This window comes from Nonomuraea sp. NPDC001636 (assembly GCF_040298265.1).
Lineage (GTDB): Bacteria > Actinomycetota > Actinomycetes > Streptosporangiales > Streptosporangiaceae > Nonomuraea.
The window spans coordinates 26,044-47,697 of sequence record NZ_JBEOZT010000030.1 but is presented as its reverse complement, the minus strand read 5'-3'; the positions used below and the strand labels follow the sequence as shown (position 1 = coordinate 47,697).

Below are 21,654 nucleotides of genomic sequence, written 5' to 3'. Positions count from 1 at the left end.
CCGGCGGGGTCAGCGCCCGGCGCCCACCGGCTCCTGCGCGCGCTCGCGGCGCGGCTCCGGCTCGTCCTCCTCGTGCCCCTCGACCGACAGGTTCGGCAGCAGCCGGTCCAGCCAGCGCGGGCACCACCAGTTCGCCCGGCCGAGCAGCACCATCGTGGCCGGCACGAGGAAGCCGCGGATGACGGTCGCGTCCACCGCGATGGCCACGGCCAGCCCGACGCCGAACGTCTTGACCATCGCGTCCGGGTAGGCGATGAACGCCACGAACACCGCCACCATGATGAGGGCGGCCGAGGTGATGACCCGGCCGGTCGAGCCGAGGCCCTCGGCCACCGCCCGGCTGTTGTCGCCGTGCCGGGCGTGGGCCTGGCGCACCGCCGTCAGCAGGAACACCTCGTAGTCCATCGACAGGCCGAACAGCACCGCGAACAGCATGAGCGGCACGTAGCTCTCGATCGGCACGGAGAAGAACAGCGTCTGGAGGTAGGAGGAGTCCATCGGGGCGTCCATGCCGACCAGGCCGCTGCCGAGGCCGATCGAGAACACCAGCGCGAGCGCGCCGAACGCGGCCCCCAGTGACACCAGGTTCATCACGGCGGCCTTGACCGCGACGACGGGCGCGCGGAAGGCGAACAGCAGGAGCAGCGCGCTGAGCAGCACGACCACGCCGATGACCAGCGGGGTGCGCTCGTTCATGCGGTCCCCGGCGTCGGTCAGCCCGGCCACCTTGCCGCCGACGTGCACCTGGACGCCCGGGATCGAGATGGCCCTGACCTCCCTGACCACCTCGGCCGCCTTCGGGTCGCTCGGCGCGTAGTCGCTGATCGTCTGGAGCAGCACCGAGCGGCCGGAGTCGTTCACCTTCGGGTCCGACACGTGGGCGACCCCGTCGACGCGGGCGACCTCGTCGGCGAGCCGCTTCACGGTGGCGTCCCCGGCGCCGGAGACCTGCTCCGGCAGCTCGGCGACCACGATCAGCGGGCCGTTGCTGCCGGGGCCGAAGGCCGTGGCCATCAGCTCGTACGCGCGCCGCCCGGCCGAGTCCTTGGCCGCGTACCCCTCGTCCAGGGGGCCCAGTTGCAGCGCGAGCGCGGGCGCGGCCAGCGCGCCGAGCACGAGGACGCTGCCGAACAGCACCCGCCACGGCCGGCGCGCCACCCACGCGCCGAGCCCGGCCCAGCCGGCGCCCCCGCCGCGGGTGGACGACCGCCCGCGCACCAGCGGCACCTTGAGCGCGTTGACGCGGTGGCCGAGCAGCCCGAGCAGGGCGGGCACGAGGGTGACCGAGGTCAGCACGGCGAAGACGACGGAGATGCCGGTCACCCAGCCGAGCGTGCTCAGCAGCGGGAACCCGGCCAGCATCAGCGCGCTCAACGCGATGATCACCGTGCCGCCGGCGAACACGACGGCCCCGCCCGAGCTGGAAACCGTCCGGCGTACGGACTCCACCACCGGCACGCCGTCGGCCAGCAGCTTGCGGTGGCGCGACAGCAGAAACAGCGCGTAGTCGATGCCGACGCCGAGCCCGATCATCGTGGACATGATCCCGGCCTGCTTGGGCATGTCCACGACGTAGCCGAGCAGGCCGATCACGCCGAGCCCGGTCGCGACGCTGACCAGCGCGGCGAAGATCGGCACCATCGCGGCGACCAGCGTCCCGAACGCGAAGACCAGCACGAGCAGCGCGCAGACCACGCCGATGATCTCGCTCGGCCCGGTCTTGATCTCCTTGCTCGCCGGGTTGGAGTCGGCGGCGGGCACCACTTCCAGCCCGGCGTCCCTGGCCGGGGCCGCGGCGTCGGACAGGGCCTGGGTGTCCTCGCCCACCTTGTCGGGGTCGTTGCCCTGCATCTTGACGGTGATCACGCCGATCTGCAGGTTCGAGGCGATGCCGCCCATCCGGTAGGGCGTGTCCACCTGGACGACGTGCGGCATCGTGCGCATCGCGGCCACCGCGCGCTCGACGGCCTGCTTGCGCGGTTCGTCGGTGAGCTTCCCGTCCGCGGAGTACAGGAGGAGCTGCACGGTTCCGCCGGTGGCGTAGCCGGGGCCGAAGCCCTCCTTCATCAGGTCGTGCGCGCGCTGCGCGTCGGTGCCCGGGATGGAGGCGTCGTTGCTGACCGGGCTGCCGAGCGCGAGGCTCGCGCCCATCAGGCCCGCGGCCAGGACCACCCATAAAGCCAGCACGATCCGCCCGTGCCGCGCGCACCAGCCACCCAGCCGACCAAGAAACCGCGTCATCGTCTCGCCCCTGCCCGACGGCCGTCCTGTACGGTCGTACAGGACTACGATAAAACGGAAGGCATCGGAAATTCCGGATCCCGTGGGAAATGAGACGATGACCACACCCGACGACACGCGCTCCCGGATCCTGGCGGCCGCGCGCGAGCTGTTCGCCGAGCGCGGCTACGCGGGCACCTCGCTGGCCGACATCGCCGCCGCGGTCGGGCTGACCAAGACCGCCGTCGCCTACCATTTCCACCCCAAGGACCGGCTGGCCTCCGAGCTGCTCTCGCCCGCCGCGGCCGAGATGATCACACTGCTCGACACCGAACACCCGGACCGCAAGGCGTTCGTCGAGGCCCTGGCCGTCTTCGCGGTGCGGCACCGCGCGGTGATCCGCCTGTTCATGGAGGACCTGGCGGCCGACGACAGCCAGCCGCCCGGCTCCGAGCGCGCGGTCGTCGGCACGTTCAGGGACGAGATCTTCGCCAAGCTCGCCGGCGAGAACCCGGGCCCCGAGGCCAGGGTCAGGTGCTGGGCGCTGCTCGGGGCCCTGCAGTGGGGCGTGGTCAAGACCATGGACCTGCCGGAGGACCAGGTCACGGCGGTCATGCTGGAGTCCGCGCTGGCCTTCTGACGGCTTCCCCCGCCGCGTCGCCGTTCCCTCCCCACCGCTTCCCCGCCGCTTCCCTGCCGCTTCCGGGCGCGACGGCGGCGGCTACAGGCCGGTGGAGGGGTCGGTGGCGGGGCCGGTCGGGGTCTGCGTGGGCTCGTCGGGGCCGGGGCCGCCGGACTGGCCGACGACGCCGACCGTGATCACCACCACGTCGCCGGGCGCGGCGCAGGCGCCCGGGTTCAGGCTCTGGCTCAGGACGGTGTCCGCCTTGGCGTCGTCGTCCACGACCTGCGTGCGGGACCGTACCGTGAAGCCGGCCGCGACCAGGTCGGCCCGGCCGTCGGCGCGGGACCGCCCCACCACGGACGGCACCTCCACGCCCCGGCGGGCCACCGTGAGCGCCACCGTCGCGCCGCCCGGCAGGCGCGCGCCGGCCTCCGGCCGCGTCGCGAGGACCTGGCCGTCCGGCTGGTCGGAGCAGGCCCGGGTGACCGTCCCCGCCGCGAGCCCGGCGGCGGTGAGCGCCGCCTCGGCCGCCTTGCGCTGCCGCCCGACCACGGACGGCACCGGCACCCCCGCCGACACCTCCAGCGCGACCGCGCCGCCCCGGCCCACCACCGTGCCGGCCGCCGGACGGCTGCCCAGCACCCGGCCGATCTCCCGTGGCGAGTCGGTCCTGGTGACCGCGCCGACGGCGAGTCCGGCCTGCTTGAGCGCCTTGACCGCGTCGGCCCGGTCCAGGCCGGTCAGCGGCGGGACCACGACCGTCACCGGCCGCCCGGCCGTCGGCTCACCGGCCGGTCCGCCGGTGGGCTCGACGGCGGGCGCGACAGTGGGCACGACAGTGGGCGCGACAGTGGGCGCGACGGCGGGCACGCGCTGCCGCTCCGCCGGCTTCCCGCCCGGCCGCGAGGAGACGTGCGCCGAACGCGCCGAGCTCGGCGGGTTCGGCGGCAGCACGGACGCCTGGCCGGAGCGGTGGCCGTTGAGCGCGGGCACGATCACGGTGAGGACGACCGCGGTCACCAGCAGCGCCGCGCACACCGCCACGACCGCCTGCACCCACCCGGCCCCGCGCCCCCGGCCCTGGCGGTCCGGCGCGCCGGTGCCTGCCCGCGTCCGCAGGCCGGCCGGCGGGCCGGCCTCGTCCGGCGTCCGCGGGTCTCGCGGGGGCGTCTCGACCGGCGTCGTCGGGCCCGGCGGGGTCGTCGGGCCGGTGGACGTGAACGGTTCCGGGCCGGCGCCCGTCCGCGGGCGCAGGTGGTAGGCGCCGGCCACGCCGGTGACCTCGGGCTCGGCCAGCGGCACGGGCGGACGTTGCCCCGGGACCAGCGGCACGTCGTCGTGCCCATGGTCCGGCGCGTCCGGCTCGCCCAGCAGCGCGAGCAGCAGTTCCCTGCTGGAGGGCCGGTTCCTGACGTCCTTGTCCAGGCAGGCGGCGACCAGCACCCGCAGCCGCCCGTCCAGCCGGCCCAGCTCGGGCGGCGCGGTCAGGATGCGGTGCAGCACCGGCGCCACCGAGTCCTGCCCGAACGGCGCGCTCGCGTTGGCCGCGAAGCACATCGTCGCGCCCCAGGAGAAGACGTCGGCCGCCCCGGTCACGGCCGAGGCGGTGATCTGCTCGGGAGCCATGTACGCCGGCGTGCCCACGCCCCTGTTCGTCACCGTGGCCGCCGCGTCCAGCGCCCTGGCCAGGCCGAAGTCGATCACCCGCGGCCCGTCGGGCCCGAGCAGCACGTTCTGCGGCTTGAAGTCCCGGTGCACGATGCCCGCCCGGTGGATCGCGGCCAGCGCGGTCGCGGTGCCGACCGCCAGCCGCTCCAGCGCGCCGCCGTGCCGCGGCCCGGTCAGCGAGACCTCCCGGTGCAGCGAGGGCCCGTCGACGTACTCGCTGACGATGTACGGCCGGCCCTCGTCGAACCCGGCGTCGATCACCTGGGCCGTGCAGAACCTCGCCACATGCTTGGCCAGCTCCACCTCCCGCAGGAACGCCCCTTGCTCGTCCCCCACGGGCCCGTGCAGCAGCTTGACCGCGTACCTCTCGCCGCTTCGCGAACCGAGGAACACCGCGCCCTGTCCGCCCTCACCCAGCCGCCCGGCGAGCTCGTACTCGCCGAGTCTGTGCGGGTCCCCCGTTCTCAGCGGCTGCGCCGTCGGCACGGGGCGCCTCCCCTCGCCGCCACCCCTTCTTGCTCTCCACTGAAGGCAACGGGCGGCGTTCAGTCAACAGTGTGCACGGCAATCGCCGCCTGACCGTGACACAGCCGGTCAGGAGGCACGGGAGAGCCGGCCCGAGTACATGACGGCGCCGGTGTCGGACCGGGTCACCTTGACCTGGAACCGGTTGGGGTCGTCCGAGGGGACGATGCGGACCGTCCCGGCGTGGCACGCCTGGCCCTTGACCTGGCCGAGGGCGAACACGACGGCGCTCCTGGTGGGGGCGAGCCGGCCGGAACAGTGCAGGTCGGCGCCCCAGCGCATGGTGGATCCGCCGTCGGCGCGCAGGCGCAGCTCGACCGGGAAGACCCGGCCGGCCGTGGGGTGCTCGGCCGATCCCGTCCAGGTGCCGTCCAGGCCGGGTGCTTGGGACGCGCGCAACCAGAACACGAAACCGGCGATCCCCATCGCGACCCCGGCCACCGCCACGACCACCTGCCACCTCCGCCACGACCTCCGCCCCACGACGGCGGGCGTCCCTCCGGAGGGAGCGAAGAAGGGTCCCCCGGCCGCTACCGCGAGTGTCCCTTCGGGAGGAGGGGAGGCCGCTCCCCCGGCCGCGACGGCGGGCGTCCCTCCGGGGGGTGAGGGCGCGTCGGCGGGCGCCCCTTCGAGAGGTGCGGTGGACGCTCTCCCGGGCGCGGGGGCCGAGGTCCTTCCGGGAGAGGGCCGGGGGACCGTGGCGGGCGCCCCGTCCGGAGAGGGGCGGGGCGCTGTGGTGGGGGTTCCGTCCGGGGTGGAGGTTCCGTCAAAGGCGGGGGTGGTACGCGGGAAGGGGGGCGGCGGGGCCGGGGCGGCGGCCTGGGCGCCGGAGGGGAGGACGTCGCCCGTTCCGCCGTCCTGGCCGAGCAGCGCGCGCAACGTCTCCTCGGCGTCCGGACGGTCGCGCGGGTCGTGGGCCAGGCACGCCTCCACGATCTCCCGCAGCCGCCCCGACAACCCGCGCAGATCCGGCTTGCCGTACAGGATCCGGGCCAGGACCTCCTGGTAGGTGTCCGCCATGTACGCGTGCCGCCCCCCGGCCGTGTACGCCACGGTCAGCCCCCACGCCCACATGTCCGCGGGCGGCCCCGCCGGCTCCCCGCTGATGCGCTCGGGCGACAGGTAGGCCGGCGTGCCGATGGGCGACCTGGTCGTGGTGGCGGCGGCGTCCATCAGCCGGGACACCCCGAAGTCGATCACTCGCGGCCCGTCGAGGCTGAGCAGCACGTTGCCCGGCTTCAGGTCCCGGTGGACGACCCCCGCCCGGTGGATCGCCCCCAGGGCGGTGGCGGTGCCGATGGCCAGCCGGTCGAGCGAGCCGCCGCGCCGCGGCCCACCGGCCATCACGTGCTCGCCCAGCGACGGCCCTTCGACGTATTCGCTGACCAGATAGGGACGGTCGCCGTCGAGGTCGGCGTCGAGGAGCTGGGCGGTGCAGAAGGCCGCGACCCGGCGCACCGCCTCGACCTCGCCGAGGAACCTGCGCCGCACGTCGGCGTCCTTGGACACGCTCGCGTGCAGCAGCTTGACCGCGACCTGTCCCCCGTCCGCCGAGTGACCGAGGAAGACGACGCCCTGGCCGCCCTGCCCGAGCCTGCGCGAGAGCCGGTACTCCCCCAGCTGTCGGGGATCATCAGCACGGAGCTCGGACATAGGGCGTCATTATGACACCGCCTGCAGCAGCGCGGCGTAGCCGTCGAGGGCGCGCAGCACGACGTCCGCCGGGCCGCTCGGCAGGGTGGCCACGGCCTCCTCGATGCCGAGCCCGGCGAAGTAGTCCAGCTTCTCCCTGGTGGGCAGCGTCCCGAACGGGATCACCCTGGCCATCGGCCGCCCGGCCTTCTCGCACGCCTCGCGCAGCGCGGGCAGCGCGTCCTTGACGCCCTTGCCGCCGATGGGCATCCAGCCGTCGCCGTACTCGGCGATGTGGGCGAACAGCTTCGGCCCGGCGGCCCCGCCGAGGTAGACGGGCAGGTCGTGCGCGGGCTTGGGCCACGACCAGGCCGGTTCGAGCCCTTCGATGTCGGCCACCTCGTCCCGCCAGAAGGCCCGCATGGCCAGCACGTTGCGCCGGGCGACCTCGCGCCGCCGCCCGTACGGCACGCCGTGGTTCTCGATCTCCTCGACGTTCCAGCCGAACCCGACGCCGACCACCACGCGCCCGCCGGACAGGTGGTCGAGCGTGGCCAGGGCCTTGGCGGTCACGATCGGGTCGCGCTGGGCGGCGAGCAGGATGCCGGTGCCGACGCGCAGCCGCCGGGTGGCGGCGGCGGCGAAGGAGAGCGCGACCAGCGGGTCCAGGGTGCGCTTGTACTCCTCGGGCAGCTCGGCCTGGCCGCCGGCGGGCGGCGTGCGGCGGCTGACCGGGATGTGGGTGTGCTCGGGCAGGTAGAGCGAGTCGAACCCGCGCTCCTCGGCCGCGGCCGCGAGGTCCTGGACCGGCATGGCCAGATCCGTGGCGAACATCGTGACACCCAGCCTCATACGGCCTCCTCATGTCAACCAAGCGATTGCTCGGCTAAGATTTCCAGGGTAGCTTGCAAGGCGACGTCCGCGGAAAGAGGTTCCCGGTGAAGTTCTCTATCTTCCTGAATCCGCAGATTCCAGGCTCTGGATACGCGGCCGAGGAGAACGCCAAGGCACGGCGTCCCATCGGACGCGACACAGAGTCGTATCAGCGGCTGCTGCACGAGGTGCGGGAGATAGCCGTCCACGCCGACCAGATCGGGTTCGACGCGCTGATGATGACCGAGCACCACTTCCACTCCGAGGGGATGGAGTTCTCGGTCAATCCGCTGATGTTCCTCACCGACCTCGCCGCGCGGACCGAGCGCATCCTGCTCGCCCCGCTCGGCATGGTGCTGCCCGCCTGGGACCCGATCAGGGCCGCCGAGGACGTGGCGCTGCTCGACCAGTTCAGCAAGGGCCGGCTGCGGCTCGGCGTGGCCCGCGGTTACCAGAACCGCTGGATGAACGTCCTCGGCCAGCGCTGGCAGGCCGCCGCCGCCCGCTCCGACGGCTCGGCCTCGGACACGCGGAACTTCGACGTCTTCGGCGAGGTGCTGAAGATCATGAAGATGGCCTGGACGCAGGAGACCCTCCGCTACAAGTCCGACGTGCTGGACTACGAGGTGCCATACCCCTTCGACGGTATCGAGGGCTGGCCCGCGATGGAATGGACCAAGACCTTCGGTGCGCCCGGCGAGGTCTCCGACGACGGGAAGATCCAGGCCATCTCGGTCTGCCCACGGCCGTACCAGAACCCGCATCCGGAGTTGTGGCAGCCGTTCACGATCTCCGACCGGTCGGTGATCAGGGCCGCGCAGGAGGACATCCTGCCGTGGATGTTCACCCCCAACCCCGACGACCACGCCGCCAAGGCCAAGCTCTACCAGGAGGAGTCGGCCCGGCAGGGCCGCCACTACAAGCTGGGTGAGCACACCGGCATCCTGAAGATCGTCGGCATCGCGGACACCACCGAGGAGGCGATCAACACCTTCGGCCGCAGCATCCCCAAGGACTTCGCCGCCTTCTTCGGCCCCTTCGGCTACCTGGAGGTGCTGCGCAAGAAGGAGGACGAGAAGCACAAGCCGATCTCCCCCGAGAAGGGCGACGCCAAGCGCATGAACGACGTGGAGATGGCCCTGTTCGGCACGCCGGACGACGTCAAGCGCGGCATCCAGCGCATGCTCGACCGCATGCCGGACCTGGAGTGGTTCGGCCTGTACATGCAGGGGCAGCAGGGCGTGCTCCCGCTGGACACGGTCAAGCGGAACCTGGAGATGTTCGCCACCAAGGTCGCGCCGGAGTTCCGATGAAGATGTGGCTGGGAGCCTCGTTCGTCCCGACCGACCAGTTCGTGGAGCTGGCGCGGGCGGCCGAGCGCTGCGGCTTCGACACCTTCACGCTGTCGGACCACCTGTTCTACGCCGACTTCGCCTCGCGCTACCCGTACTCGCGGTCGGGCGCGCCCCGCTGGAACGCCGAGACGCACTGGCCCGACGTGTGGGTGACGATCGGCGCGATGGCCACGGCGACCACGACGCTGCGCTTCTCGCCGAACGTCTACATCGCCCCGGCCCGCGACCTGTTCACCGTGGCCAAGCTGGTCTCCACGGCGGCGGTGCTGTCGCGGGAACGGGTGACGTTCGGGGTCGGGGTGGGGTGGTGCGAGGAGGAGTTCGCCGGCACCGGCCAGGACTTCCACACCCGGGGCCGCCGCCTCGACCGGATGCTGCCCACGCTGCGGGCCCTGTGGTCCGGCGAGACCGTCGAGCTGGACGGCCTGCCGCCGCTGTCGATCTCCCCCACGCCGGCCGGGCCCGTGCCCGTCTACGTGGGCGGCGACAGCGAGGCGGCGCTGCGCCGGGCCGCCCGCTTCGGCGACGGCTGGCTGGGCAACCGCATCTACACCGAGGAGCAGCTCGACCCGGTGCTCGACACCCTCCGCCGGCACCTCGACGAGAACGGCAGGACGGGCCCGTTCGACATCGTCGCCCCGCTGGCCGTGCTGCCGGACGCCGAGACCTACCGCCGCTTCGCCGCCAAGGGCGTGACCGCCACCATGGCCGCCCCCTGGTGGCTGGCCACCCCCGAGGAGAAGGCCCGGTACGGCGAGGACAGCCTCGACCTCAAGATCGCCACGATGGAGCGCTTCGCCGAGGAGGTCATCGCCAAACTCTGAGCCCGCCCCCCGGCCCACAGAAGCCAGAGCCCCGGAGCCTCAGAACCCCGACGATCCTGGCCGGGAGCGCGGCACGCGCGCGTCCCGGTCACGATCCCCCTTCGGCCAGATTGGCCATGATCCGCCGCAGCATGCCCGTGACCTGCTCGATCTCCTCCCCCGAGAAGCCCGAGAAGACCTGGCGGCTGACCCCGCCGAAGATCGGCGGCAGGCGCGGCACCAGCGCGTGCCCCTCGTCCGTCAGCTCGATGACGACCGAGCGCCGATCCTCGGGCCGCCGGACCCGCCGCAGCAGCCCCTTGACCTCCAGCCGGTCCAGCAGCCGGGTCATCCCGGCCGTGTCCGTGCCGAGCCGGCCCTTCAGCACGCCGGGCGTGCTGCGCCCGCCCGCCGCGTGCAGCAGCAGCGCCGCCTGCTGCGCGGTGAGCCCGAGCGGCGCCAGGCGGCGCTCGGTCTCGGTGTTGAGCTCCCGCCCCACCTGCACGAGCAGCGACCCGCCGCCCAGCACCAGTTCGAACGGCGGCGGCATACGATCGTCGGTCACGCGATCAGAATAGCTGGCGCAAGCATTTACTGTCGCGACAGCTATCGTCTATCGTCGGATCCATGGACACCTCTGCCCACATCATCGTCGCGGGAGGCGGCATCGGCGGCTTATCCCTGGCCCAGGGCCTGCGCAAGGCGGGTCTCCGGGCCACCGTCCTGGAGCGCGACCCCTCGGCCGGCCACCGCCCCCAGGGTTACCGCATCAGCCTCAAGGAGACCGGCGCCGCGGCGCTGCGCGCGTGCCTGCCCCCCAACCTGTACGACCTGGCCGTGGCCACCTCCATCCGCCCGGCCACCCGCATGACGTTCATGGACACCCGGCTGGTCCCCAAGTTCTCCAAGGACGTCCCGCCCCAGCTCCCCGGCGTGGACGGCTTCGGCGTCAACCGGCTCACCCTGCGCGAGATCCTGCTGGCCGGCCTCGACGTGCGCTTCGGCACCGAGCTCACCCGGTACGAACCGCTGCCCGGCGACCGCGTCCGCGCCCACCTCGCGAGCGGCTCGACCCTGGACGGCGACCTGCTCGCCGGCGCGGACGGCGTCGGCTCCCGCGTCCGCGCCCAGCTCCTCCCCGACGCCGTCGTGGACCGGCTCGACTGGGCCCTGTACGGCAGGACCGTCCTGACCCCCGACCTGCTGGCCGCCACGCCTGCCGACCTGGTCGACACCTTCAACCGGGTCACCGCACCCGACCACACCGCGATCTCGGTCGCCACCTGCCGCCCCTGCGCGCCAGTGGCCGAGGCCGCCGCCCGGCACGCCCCCGACCTGGAGCTGACCGACGTCCCCGGCTACTTCTCCTGGACGCTGACCGCCCCCGGCCCCCGGCCGGACGACACCTCCCCCGCCGCCCTGCACCGGCTCGCGCTCGCCACGGTCGCCGGCTGGCACGAGGGCGTGCGCCGGATCGTCGAGCGGGCCGACCCCGAGGCGACGTTCCTGGTGCACACCCACTCGGCCCGGCGCGTACGCCCCTGGGACGAGCCCGCGGTGACCCTGCTCGGCGACGCCGTGCACAGCATGAGCCCGGGGCGCGGCGAAGGCGCGAACGTCGCGCTGCGCGACGCCCACACCCTGAGCGCGGGCCTGGCCGCGGCCGCCGCCGCGGGCCGCCCGCTCGCCGAGGCCAAGGCGGCCTACGAGCACGCCATGCTCGACTACGCGTTCACCGCCGTCGAAGCCTCGTTGCAGCAGCCGTTCGCCCCCTTCGCCCGTCCTGTCCGGCCACCGGCGCGTTGAACCGGCCCGGAGTTACGGAAGGGGGCCAGGGGGACGATAGCCTCGTCCCGTGCTGGAAAAGATCGCAGCCACCCGATATGTGACCCCGCTGCGGGAGGGCGGGTCGCTGCCGGGCGTCGTCGAGGCCGACGACCTCGGCACGTACGTGGTGAAGTTCCGCGAGGCGGGGCAGGGCCGGCGGGTGCTCGTCGCGGAGATCATCGCCGCCGAGCTGGGCCGCCGGCTGGGGCTGCGCACTCCCGAGCTCAAGCTCATCGACCTCGACCCGCAGCTCGGCGTCCGCGAGCCCGACGAGGAGGTCCAGGACCTCCTCAAGGCCAGCACCGGCCTCAACCTGGCGGTCGACTTCCTGCCCGGCGCGCTCGGGTTCGACCCGCTGGGCTGGATCCCCGACCCGGTGTTCGCCTCCAGGGTCGTCTGGTTCGACGGGCTGATCCACAACATCGACCGGAGCTGGCGCAACCCCAACCTCCTGGTCTGGCACCGCGACATCTGGCTCATCGACCACGGCGCGGCCCTGTGGTTCCACCACAACTGGCGCACGGCCGACCCGCAGCGCCCCTTCGACACCGGCGACCACGTGCTCGCGCCCTTCGCGCCCGACGTGCTCGCCGCCGGCGACGACCTGGCCGGCCGGATCACCCGCGAGCTGCTCGGCGAGGTGACGGCCCTGGTGCCCGACGAATGGCTCGACGGCGAGCCGGGCTTCGACTCCGCCCAGGCCGTGCGCGAGGCCTACACCGACCATCTGCTGAGCCGGGCGCACGGGCCGCGCGAGTGGCTGCTGCGCGGCCCCGACAAGGAACGCAGGGCGGCCGGGCCCGGTTCGGTCGGCGAGTTCTGGCGGGGAGGCAGCCGGTGACCAGAGACGTCTACGAGTACGCGGTGATCCGCGTCATGCCGAAGGTCGAGCGCGGTGAGCTGATCAACGCCGGCGTGCTGCTCTACTGCCAGCCGCGCGACTACCTGTGCGCGCGCGTGCACCTCGACCCGGCCCGCCTGCGCGCCCTCGACCCCGGCGCCGACCTCGACGGCGTGCGCCACGCGCTCAGCGCCTACGAGCGGGCCTGCGGCGACCGGCCTGGCCCCCTCGCGGGCGAGCCGCTGGGCGGCCGGTTCCGCTGGCTGACCGCGCCGCGCAGCACGATCGTCCAGACCGGGCCGGTGCACGCCGGCCTCACCGCCGACCCCGCCACCGAGCTGGCCCGCCTGTTCGACAAGCTGGTCCGCCTCTAGCCGCACACCCTCAGAACAACACCGACATGAAGGTGTCCACCTCGCGGAACCCCACCTTGCGGTAGACGGCCCGCGCCGAGTGGTTGAAGTCGTTGACGTAGAGCGACACGACGGGGGCGAAGCAGCTCATCGCCGCCTCCACGACCGCCGCCATGCCCGCCACCGCGTGGCCCTTGCCGCGCTGGTCGGGGGCCACCCACACGCCCTGGATCTGGCAGGCGTGCGGCGTGACCGCGCCCACCTCCGCCTTGAACACCACCCGGCCGTCGTCGATGCGCGCGTAGGAGCGGCCGATGCGGATCAGCTCGGCGACCCGGGTGCGGTAGAGCGCGCCGCCGTCGCCGAGGTTGGGCGAGACGCCCACCTCCTCGGTGAACATCGCCACGCACGCCGGCAGCACGATGTCGAACTCCTCCGGCCGCACCCGGCGCACCAGCGGATCGGCGGGCACGGGAGCCTTGCTGGAGGTCGCCATCACCGGCTGCGCCCACCGGATGGCCCGCGCCCTGCCCCAGTGCGGCTCCAGCCGCTCCCACAGCAGGGACACCGCCTCGACGGGGCCCACGATGGACGAGCACCTGCGCCCCTGCTTGCGGGCACGGTCGGCGAACGCGTGCACGGCCTCGGGACCGGCGTTGACCGGCACCATGTTCGCGCCGGCGTAACAGAGCGACACGAGCCCGCCGCGCGGCCCGAATCCCCACATCTGCCCCCCGAGGCGTGCCGGATTGAGTCCGACGGCCCGCACCCGGGAGGAGACGAAGACGTTGGCGACCGGATCGCAGTCAAGCAGGGCGAGAACCTCGTCCCGGTCGCTGTCGTCGAGCACGCGCGACGCCGATGTACGCAGCATCACATGGTCAGACTACGCGAACGTCCCCCGAATAGCTCACCGGGACAGCACGTCGGTGAGCCGATCGTGACCCTGCGCGCCGCGCGCGGTCGTGTGGGCGGTCATGTGGGCGGCCATGTGGGCGGCCGGAGCCGGGTCCGGCAGGGCCGCGCAGGACACCGTCCGGGCCGGCAGCGTGCCGTCGGCCAGGTACGCCGCGAGGTGGCCGTCCACGCACCGGTTGCCGGCCAGGGACACGCCGTGGTTGCCGCCCTCGTCGATCACCATGCCGCTGCGCGGGAACCGCCGATGCATGGCCAGCGCCCCCCGGTACGGCGTCGCGGCGTCGTCGCGCGACTGCAGGAACAACACCGGCGGCAGCTTCGGCGAGCCGTGCACCGCGACCGGCGTGCCGCCCTTGACCGGCCAGAACGCGCACGGCGCGTTGAACCAGGCGTTCGGCCAGGTCAGGAACGGCGCCCTGCGGTGCAGCCGGGTCATGTCGGTGCGCCACTTGGCCCAGTCGCGCGGCCACGCGGCGTCGCGGCACTGCACGCCGAGGTAGACGGCGTAGCCGTTCTCGTCGTCGGCGTCGTTCTTGCCGCGCCGGTTGTACGCCTCCACCAGCGGCTGCACGTCGCCCTTGCGCACGTAGGCGGACCAGGCGCGGGCGAACTCCGGCCACACCCGGTCGGTGTACCCGCCGAGAGTGAAGGTGTCGTCCAGCTCGCTCGGCCCGACCACGCCGCCGGCCGGACGGGTGCGCAGCCGGTCGCGCATCGCGTAGTAGGCGAACGAGGTCTGCTTCAGCGTGCCGCCCAGCCGGTAGACGTCGTTGTGCCGGGCCGTCCAGGCGAGGAAGGCGCGGTGGCGGCGTTCGAAGGCGACGTCCTGCCCCAGGTTCGACCGGTACCAGACGCCCTCGGGGTTGACCGTGCTGTCCATGACCAGCCGCCTGACCCGCTGCGGGAACAGGGTGGCGTAGACGGCCCCGAGGTAGGTGCCGTACGAGTAGCCCAGGTAGCTGATCTTCTCCTCGCCCAGCGCCGCCCTGATCGTGTCCATGTCCCTGGCCGAGTTCTCGGTCGTCAGGTGCGGCAGCATCCAGGCCCAGAGGTCGCCGCAGCGGGTGGCGTACTCGTCGGCCCTGGCCAGCAGCCTGCTCTCGTCGCCGGCCGTGTGCGGCACCGCGTCGGGCCGCGGCGCCCGGTAGTAGGTGTCGGGGTCCACGCAGTGGAGCGACGGCTCGCTGCCGCCGACCCCGCGCGGGTCGAACCCGACGACGTCGTAGCGCTCGCCCAGCCTGTTCGGCAGCCCGTTCGAGACGAACTCGGTCAGGTCACGGCCCGAGGCACCCGGCCCGCCCGGGTTGATCAGCAGGGTGCCGAGATGGTTGCCGTCCCTGGACACCTTGGCCTTGATGCGGTTGATCGCCAGCTTGATCGACTGGCCCCAGGGGTCGCGGTAGTCGAGCGGCACGCGTACGGTGGCGCACTCCAGGTCGGCCCGGACCGTCTTGCCCTCCTTCGCCGGGCACGGCCCCCAGACCACCTGTTGCGCCCCCCAGGCCGCGCCCCTGCCGGCCGACGCCACACCGTCCGCGCTGACAACCCCGGCGACCAGCACCGCGATGCCGACGGCAACACTGAATACGCGCTTCACCCAGCCCCTCCCCCTCGTCATGGCCCTGTGATGCTCCCGCGGGCGAGCGGGTCATGACGCTGGGTATGGGGAAAGGCTTGCCAGTTTGTAATGGGGCCATTGCACCGGGTGACCGGCCCCCGGAGGGGGTCAGCCCACGATCACCTGGGGCCCGGAGACGTCGTCGTCGTCGAGGTCGACCTCGACACCCATCTCCTCGGCCAGCCGCAGGGCCTCCTCGATCAGGGTCTCGACGATCTGCGACTCGGGCACGGTCTTGATGACCTCGCCCTTGACGAAGATCTGGCCCTTGCCGTTGCCGGAGGCGACGCCGAGGTCGGCCTCGCGGGCCTCGCCGGGGCCGTTGACGACGCAGCCCATGACGGCCACCCGCAGCGGGACCTTGAGCCCCTCCAGGCCCGCCTGGACCTGCTCGGCCAGCGTGTAGACGTCGACCTGGGCCCGGCCGCACGACGGGCAGGAGACGATCTCCAGCCCCCGCTCGCGCAGCCCCAGCGACTCCAGGATCTGGGCGCCGACCTTGACCTCCTCGACGGGGGGCGCGGACAGCGAGACCCGGATGGTGTCGCCGATGCCCTCGGCCAGCAGCGCGCCGAACGCCACGGCGGACTTGACCGTGCCCTGGAAGGCGGGGCCGGCCTCGGTGACGCCGAGGTGGAGCGGGTAGTCGCACTTGGCGGCGAGCAGCCGGTAGGCGTTGATCATGACGACCGGGTCGTTGTGCTTGACCGAGATCTTGATGTCCCTGAAGCCGTGCTCCTCGAACAGCGAGCACTCCCACAGGGCGGACTCGACCAGCGCCTCGGGCGTGGCCTTGCCGTACTTCTGGAGCAGGCGGGGGTCGAGCGACCCGGCGTTGACGCCGATCCTGATCGGCACGCCGTGGTCGGCGGCCGCCCTGGCGATCTCGCCCACCTTGTCGTCGAACTTCTTGATGTTCCCCGGGTTGACGCGGACCGCCGCGCAGCCCGCCTCGATGGCCGCGAACACGTACTTCGGCTGGAAGTGGATGTCGGCGATGACCGGGATCTGGGACTTCTTCGCGATGATCGGCAGCGCGTCCGCGTCGTCCTGCGACGGGACGGCCACGCGCACGATCTGGCAGCCGGACGCCGTCAGCTCGGCGATCTGCTGCAACGTGGCGTTGACGTCGGCGGTGACCGTCGTCGTCATCGACTGGACGGAGACGGGCGCGTCGCCGCCCACGGGAACGCTGCCGACCATGATCTGGCGGGAGTGCCGGCGTTCGGCGAGCGGCTTGGGGCGGACCGTCGGGATGCCAAGTGCTACAGAAGACATTTCTACCCTTAGGTGTGACGACGCTACCCAGTCTAGGTAGCTAGAAGGACTGCCCGGCTGTGAGTTCGGCCGCACGCGCCCGGGCCCAGGCGTCGGCGGCCAGCACCTCCTCCACGCTGGAGGCCGGGGTGACGCGGTGTTCCTCGACGACCTTGGCGACCGTGTCGACGATCGCGGGGAAACGCAGCCCGCCCCTGGTGAACGCCTCGACGCAGACCTCGTTGGCGGCGTTGTAGACGGCGGGCGCGGTGCCGCCCTCGGCGCCGACGTGCCGGGCCAGCGCGACGGCCGGGAAGGCCGCGTCGTCGAGCGGCTCGAAGGTCCAGGTGTGGGCCCTGGTCCAGTCGACGGGCCGGGCAGCGCCGGGCACGCGGGCCGGGTGGGCCAGCGCGAGCGCGATCGGCAGGCGCATGTCGGGCGGGCTGGCCTGGGCGATGGTGGAGCCGTCGACGTACTCGACCATGGAGTGGATCACCGACTGCGGGTGGACGACGACCTCGATGCGGTCGAAGCCGATGTCGAACAGCAGGTGGGCCTCGATGACCTCCAGCCCCTTGTTGACCAGGGTGGCGGAGTTGATGGTGATGACCGGGCCCATGGACCAGGTGGGGTGGGCCAGCGCCATCTCGGGGGTGACGTCGGCCATCTCCTCGCGCTTCATGCCCCTGAACGGGCCGCCGCTGGCGGTGATGACGAGCTGCTTGACGGCGGCGGGGTCGTGGCCGCCCGGCCCGGAGGCCCACAGGCACTGCTGCACCGCCGAGTGCTCGGAGTCGACCGGGAGGATCTGCCCCGGCGCGGCCAGCCGCTTGACCAGCGGCCCGCCGATGATCAGGGACTCCTTGTTGGCCAGCGCGAGCGTGCGGCCGGCCTCCAGCGCAACCAGCGTGGACGTCAGGCCCAGCGCGCCGGTGATGCCGTTGAGCACGGTGTCGCACCGCCAGCCCGCGACCTCGGCGACGCCCTCGTGGCCGCCCAGCACGACGGGGGACGCCCCGCGCGCGGCCAGCGCTTCCTTCAGCGCCGGGACGGCGGCGGCGTCGGCCACCGCCACGACCTCCACGCCGAACCGGGCCGCCTGCGCGGCCAGCTCCTCGACCCTGCCGCCCCCGGCCGCGAGCCCGGTGACCTCGAACCCGGTGGGGTCGGCGGCGATGACGTCGAGGGCCTGGGTGCCGATCGAGCCGGTGGAGCCGAGCACGACGACGGAGCGGAGGGTCTCTGCATGCACGTGTCCATTGTCCCCGCTGCCGGACGCGGACGGGCACGTGAGGGGCCGACCGGCGCGATCCCGGCTCCTGAGTGACGCGCGATAACCCAGGCCATTTATGTCCAAATATCGCTATATCGGGATGCGCATATCTTGAGAAATCCTGATTATTGTGCGGCTACCTTCCAAGCCCCAGCTCCGGTTTCGGGAGGTACGTAATGCGCCGCAGATTCGCCCTGCTCTCCATCCTCACCCTTGCCACCGGGAGCATCGCCCTGCTCCCCGGCACCGCGGCCCAGGCCGGCGCGGCACCCCGTCCCGCCCAGCACGCCGCCGCGGACTCGACGTCCGAGCAACGGCAGGTCACGCGGTACTGGACCGAGGCCCGCATGAAGAGCGCGCAGCCGCTCGACCTGCCCGCGCCCAAGACCGGCGGGAAGGCGGCCCACAGCGCGGCGGCCGAGCCCGGCGAGCCCGGCGGCGGCACCCCCTGGCAGGCGCCGCCCACCGGCGGCCAGGGCGACGGGCGGCAGCTCCGCTCGGCCAACAGCTCCGGCGCCCCCTGGAGCGGCGGCGGCGCCGTCGTGAAGACCACCGGCCGGGTCTTCTTCACCTACCAGGGACGCAGCGCCTCGTGCTCGGGCTCGGCGGTGACCAGCGCGAACAAGAGCGTGGTGCTGACCGCCGGCCACTGCGTCAAGCTCGGCGGCGCCTTCCACACCAACTGGGTGTTCGTGCCCGGCTACGCCGCCGGCCAGCGCCCCTTCGGCACCTGGCCGGCCGCCAAGCTGCTGACCACCCCCCAGTGGAACGCCGGCGAGGACGTCAACTTCGACGTGGCCGCCGCCGTGGTGGCCCAGGTGGACGGCAAGAGCCTGGTGGACGTCGTCGGCGGCCAGGGCGTGGCCTTCAACCAGCCGCGCGGCCGGCAGATGTACTCCTTCGGCTACCCGGCCGCCGCCCCCTACGACGGCTCGAAGCTCATCTACTGCAGCGGACGCACGTTCGACGACTTCCTGCTCTCCGACGACCTCGGCCTGACCTGCGACATGACCGGCGGCGCGAGCGGCGGCCCGTGGATGCTGAATTTCGACGAGTCGACCGGTCTCGGCACGCAGAACTCGGTCAACAGCTTCAAATACAACTTCGCCCCCAACTGGATGTTCGGCCCGTATTTCGGAAACGAAGCGCAGGCCGTTTACCAAGCAGCGCAGACCGCCGGCGCACTCTGATCAATTTACGGAAAGTAGCCACAAGAACACACCTCGTGGTGCACACTCGGGGGCCATGACCCTGAGCACCTCCCTGCTTGCGGCCGCCCCGCTGATCGCGGGGCTGACGGGACCGGCGATCCTCGGCGCGGTCCCCGGCCAGCACCAGGTCGATCGTCCCGCCGTCGAGCACGCCGTCGAGCAGGCCGCGGCCCGGCAGAGCATGGTGGTCGAGCACGAGGCCGCGCGGAGCGACGCCGAGCAGCGGCGCGTGGTCGGCTACTGGACCCCGCGACGCATGGCGGCGGCCCTGCCCATCGGTCTGCTCGACTCCGTGACCGACGGCGACGGCCTGCTCGGCGGCCTCACCGGGCGCGGCGGGGCGCAGGCGAAGCCCGGCGGGTCCGGGGGCTCCGGCGGCCGTACCGAGATCAACGTCGGCCGCCGGCACCAGGCGTCGTCCAGGCCCCAGGCCAGCACGATCGGCGCGCGCTGGAGCACCGGCGGAGCCGTGACCAGGACCACCGGGCGGGTGTTCCTGACCCTGGCGGGCGCCGACTTCGTCTGCTCGGCCAGCACGGTCACCAGCGCCAGCAGAGACCTCGTCGTCACCGCCGGCCACTGCGTCAAGGACGGCGCCGGCGAATGGGCCCAGAACTGGACGTTCGTCCCCGGCTACGGCAGGGGCGGCGAGCAGCCCTACGGCCAGTACGCGGCCCGCCGCATGTTCGTCTCAGCCCCCTGGTCGCGCTCCGGCGACGACAACCACGACGTCGGCATGGTCGCCCTGGCCACCTCGGGCGGGCGGCACGTCGCCGACGTGGTGGGCACCCAGGACATCGCCTTCAACACCGCGCGCGGCGGCCAGACCTACGGCTTCGGCTACCCGGCCGACCCGCCCTACAACGGCGACCAGCTCGTCTACTGCGCCGGGCGGCTGCGCGACGACCCGTACAAGCAGACGCACGACCAGGGGCTCGGCTGCGCCATGACCGCCGGGTCGAGCGGCGGCCCCTGGCTGTCCGGCTTCGACCCGACGACCGGCCGCGGCACGATCACCTCGCTGAGCAGCTTCAAGTACAGCGACGACCAGCACACCATGTACGGCCCGTACTTCGGCCAGGCCGCCAAGACGGTCTACGCCACGGCCGAACGCGCCTGACAACGGTGCCGGACGCACGACCGCCCCGCGCCGGGGAGGCGCGGGGCGGAGAGGCGCGGGGCGGGCCGGGAGCTACAGCGACAGGCCGGTGAGCACCATGACCTTCTCGTAGGTCAGGTCCTCCATGGCCGAGTGCAGGCCCTCGCGGCCGATGCCGGAGTCCTTCACGCCGCCGTACGGCATCTGGTCGGCCCGGTACGACGGCACGTCGCCGATGATCACGCCGCCGACCTCCAGCTCGCGGTTGGCCTTGAAGGCGGCGTCCAGGGAGCGGGTGAAGACGCCGGCCTGGAGGCCGTACTTGGAGTCGTTCACCATGGCGTACGCCTCGTCGATCGACGCGGCCGGCTGCAGGATCATGACCGGCCCGAAGACCTCCTCGCAGGCCACCTTGGCGTCGTGCGGGACGTCGGCCAGCACGGTCGGCGCGACCGTGGCGCCCTCGCGGGTGCCGCCGGCCAGGACGCGGGCGCCGGCGGCGACCGCCTCGCGCACCCACTGCTCCACACGCTCGGCGGCGGCCTCCGACACCAGCGGCCCGACCTGGGTCTTCTCGTCGGCCGGGTCACCCGTGACGAGCCCGCCGACGGCCGGCAGCAGCCGCTCGACGAACGCGTCGTACACCGGCTGCTCGACGATCACCCGCTGGACGGCGATGCAGCTCTGACCGGCCTGGTAGTTGGAGAACAGGGCGATGCGCTGCGCGGCCCAGTCGAGGTCGGCGTCGGCCAGCACGACGGCCGCGGCGTTGCCGCCCAGCTCCAGAGTCACGTGCTTGCGCGGCACCTGGTCGGCGATGGCGTAGCCGACGGGCGCGGAGCCGGTGAAGGAGACCACGGGCAGGCGGGGGTCGTCGACGAGGGCGGCGGCGCGCTCGTTCTGCACGGGCAGCACCGAGAACATGCCCGCGGGCAGGTCGGTCTCGGCCAGGATCTCGCCGAGGACCAGCGAGGACAGCGGCGTGGCGGGCGCCGGCTTGACGATGATCGGGGCGCCGACGGCGATGGCGGGCGCGACCTTGTGGGCGACCAGGTTCAGCGGGAAGTTGAACGGGGTGATCGCCAGCACCGGGCCCTTGGGCACGCGGGAGACGTAGGCGAGACGGCCGGCGGCGGCGGGCTCGGTGTCGAGCCGCTGCACCTGGCCGGACCAGCGGCGGGCCTCCTCGGCGGCGAAGCGGAAGGTGGAGACGGCGCGGTTGACCTCGCCGCGCGCCCAGAAGATCGGCTTGCCGTTCTCGGCGGTGATCAGGTGGGCGATCTCGTCGGCCCGCTCGGCCAGCCGGCGCGAGACGTGGGCCAGGGCCTCGGCACGTACGTGCACGGGCAGCGCGGCGGCCTCGCGCGAGACCGCGTGGGCGGCCGCGACGGCCTCCTCGACCTGAGCATCGGTCGGTACGGAGTACCGGCCGACCTCACGACCGTCATGGGGGTTGGTCACGGTGAGATCGGTTTCGCCGGTGGCGGGCCGGCCGGCAAGCCAGAAGGTACGCACGTCCATACCCCGACGTTATGCCAAGCGGGAGGCCGGGGATT

At 73.0% G+C, this 21,654-nt stretch carries 18 protein-coding genes; 8 read left to right on the top strand and 10 right to left on the bottom strand.

The window, feature by feature from the left end:
- Positions 1-9: 9 nt before the first annotated feature.
- Positions 10-2,241, bottom strand: coding sequence for an MMPL family transporter (locus ABT158_RS40805; protein WP_352362998.1), 2,232 nt, complete (start codon positions 2,239-2,241; stop codon positions 10-12).
- 97 nt (positions 2,242-2,338) lie between these two features.
- Here ABT158_RS40805 and ABT158_RS40800 point away from each other — a divergent pair, with 97 nt between their 5' ends.
- Positions 2,339-2,860, top strand: coding sequence for a TetR/AcrR family transcriptional regulator (locus tag ABT158_RS40800; RefSeq protein ID WP_352362996.1), 522 nt, complete (start codon positions 2,339-2,341; stop codon positions 2,858-2,860).
- An 81-nt stretch (positions 2,861-2,941) separates the two neighbouring features.
- Here ABT158_RS40800 and ABT158_RS40795 read toward each other — a convergent pair whose 3' ends face one another.
- The 3 genes from ABT158_RS40795 to ABT158_RS40785 form a co-directional block, all read right to left on the bottom strand.
- Entirely contained in the window at positions 2,942-4,999 is a 2,058-nt protein-coding gene (locus ABT158_RS40795) for a serine/threonine-protein kinase (RefSeq protein WP_352362994.1), read from the bottom strand.
- Positions 5,000-5,107: 108 nt separating this feature from the next.
- Positions 5,108-6,691, bottom strand: coding sequence for a protein kinase domain-containing protein (locus tag ABT158_RS40790; RefSeq protein WP_352362992.1), 1,584 nt, complete (start codon positions 6,689-6,691; stop codon positions 5,108-5,110).
- A gap of 9 nt (positions 6,692-6,700) precedes the next feature.
- Positions 6,701-7,522 carry a TIGR03619 family F420-dependent LLM class oxidoreductase gene (locus ABT158_RS40785; RefSeq protein ID WP_352362990.1) on the bottom strand — a complete coding sequence of 274 codons (822 nt, stop codon included), beginning with the start codon at positions 7,520-7,522 and terminating at the stop codon, positions 6,701-6,703.
- 86 nt (positions 7,523-7,608) lie between these two features.
- Between ABT158_RS40785 and ABT158_RS40780 the strand changes: the two genes are divergently transcribed.
- Both ABT158_RS40780 and ABT158_RS40775 read left to right on the top strand, forming a co-directional pair.
- Positions 7,609-8,856, top strand: a complete 1,248-nt coding sequence (locus tag ABT158_RS40780) for an LLM class flavin-dependent oxidoreductase (RefSeq protein ID WP_352362988.1) — start codon at positions 7,609-7,611, stop codon at positions 8,854-8,856.
- Entirely contained in the window at positions 8,853-9,722 is an 870-nt protein-coding gene (locus ABT158_RS40775) for a TIGR03619 family F420-dependent LLM class oxidoreductase (protein ID WP_352362986.1), read from the top strand. Before ABT158_RS40780 ends, ABT158_RS40775 begins: the two co-directional genes overlap by 4 nt.
- Before the next feature lie 88 nt (positions 9,723-9,810).
- Here the strand turns inward: ABT158_RS40775 and ABT158_RS40770 are convergent, their stop codons facing one another.
- On the bottom strand, positions 9,811-10,266 hold the full coding sequence (locus ABT158_RS40770; protein ID WP_352362984.1) for a MarR family winged helix-turn-helix transcriptional regulator: 456 nt from the start codon (positions 10,264-10,266) through the stop codon (positions 9,811-9,813).
- Between the two features lie 62 nt (positions 10,267-10,328).
- Between ABT158_RS40770 and ABT158_RS40765 the strand changes: the two genes are divergently transcribed.
- From ABT158_RS40765 to ABT158_RS40755, 3 genes are read left to right on the top strand one after another with little or no spacing between them, the layout of a single operon-like run.
- The gene (locus ABT158_RS40765; RefSeq protein ID WP_352362982.1) at positions 10,329-11,507 is read left to right on the top strand and encodes an FAD-dependent oxidoreductase; all 1,179 of its coding nucleotides are present in this window, start codon (positions 10,329-10,331) and stop codon (positions 11,505-11,507) included.
- Between the two features lie 49 nt (positions 11,508-11,556).
- Complete coding sequence (locus ABT158_RS40760; protein WP_352362980.1) at positions 11,557-12,369, top strand: HipA family kinase; 813 nt, start codon at positions 11,557-11,559, stop codon at positions 12,367-12,369.
- Positions 12,366-12,743, top strand: coding sequence for a DUF3037 domain-containing protein (locus ABT158_RS40755; protein WP_352362978.1), 378 nt, complete (start codon positions 12,366-12,368; stop codon positions 12,741-12,743). The genes ABT158_RS40760 and ABT158_RS40755 overlap by 4 nt, the downstream gene beginning before the upstream one ends.
- Before the next feature lie 10 nt (positions 12,744-12,753).
- Here the strand turns inward: ABT158_RS40755 and ABT158_RS40750 are convergent, their stop codons facing one another.
- From ABT158_RS40750 to dxr, 4 genes are all read right to left on the bottom strand, one after another.
- Entirely contained in the window at positions 12,754-13,596 is an 843-nt protein-coding gene (locus ABT158_RS40750) for a GNAT family N-acetyltransferase (protein WP_352319456.1), read from the bottom strand.
- Between the two features lie 36 nt (positions 13,597-13,632).
- On the bottom strand, positions 13,633-15,237 hold the full coding sequence (locus ABT158_RS40745) for an alpha/beta hydrolase (RefSeq protein ID WP_352362976.1): 1,605 nt from the start codon (positions 15,235-15,237) through the stop codon (positions 13,633-13,635).
- A 129-nt stretch (positions 15,238-15,366) separates the two neighbouring features.
- Positions 15,367-16,536: a flavodoxin-dependent (E)-4-hydroxy-3-methylbut-2-enyl-diphosphate synthase gene (ispG, locus tag ABT158_RS40740; protein ID WP_352362974.1), complete on the bottom strand. Its 1,170-nt coding sequence runs from the start codon at positions 16,534-16,536 to the stop codon at positions 15,367-15,369.
- Between the two features lie 40 nt (positions 16,537-16,576).
- Positions 16,577-17,767, bottom strand: a complete 1,191-nt coding sequence (gene dxr / locus ABT158_RS40735; protein WP_352362972.1) for a 1-deoxy-D-xylulose-5-phosphate reductoisomerase — start codon at positions 17,765-17,767, stop codon at positions 16,577-16,579.
- Positions 17,768-17,964: 197 nt separating this feature from the next.
- Between dxr and ABT158_RS40730 the strand changes: the two genes are divergently transcribed.
- Together ABT158_RS40730 and ABT158_RS40725 are read left to right on the top strand one after the other, a co-directional pair.
- Positions 17,965-18,978, top strand: coding sequence for a trypsin-like serine peptidase (locus ABT158_RS40730; RefSeq protein ID WP_352362970.1), 1,014 nt, complete (start codon positions 17,965-17,967; stop codon positions 18,976-18,978).
- Between the two features lie 55 nt (positions 18,979-19,033).
- Positions 19,034-20,119 carry a trypsin-like serine peptidase gene (locus ABT158_RS40725; protein ID WP_352362968.1) on the top strand — a complete coding sequence of 362 codons (1,086 nt, stop codon included), beginning with the start codon at positions 19,034-19,036 and terminating at the stop codon, positions 20,117-20,119.
- 72 nt (positions 20,120-20,191) lie between these two features.
- Here the strand turns inward: ABT158_RS40725 and ABT158_RS40720 are convergent, their stop codons facing one another.
- Positions 20,192-21,619 carry an aldehyde dehydrogenase family protein gene (locus ABT158_RS40720; protein WP_352362966.1) on the bottom strand — a complete coding sequence of 476 codons (1,428 nt, stop codon included), beginning with the start codon at positions 21,617-21,619 and terminating at the stop codon, positions 20,192-20,194.
- Positions 21,620-21,654 lie beyond the last annotated feature (35 nt).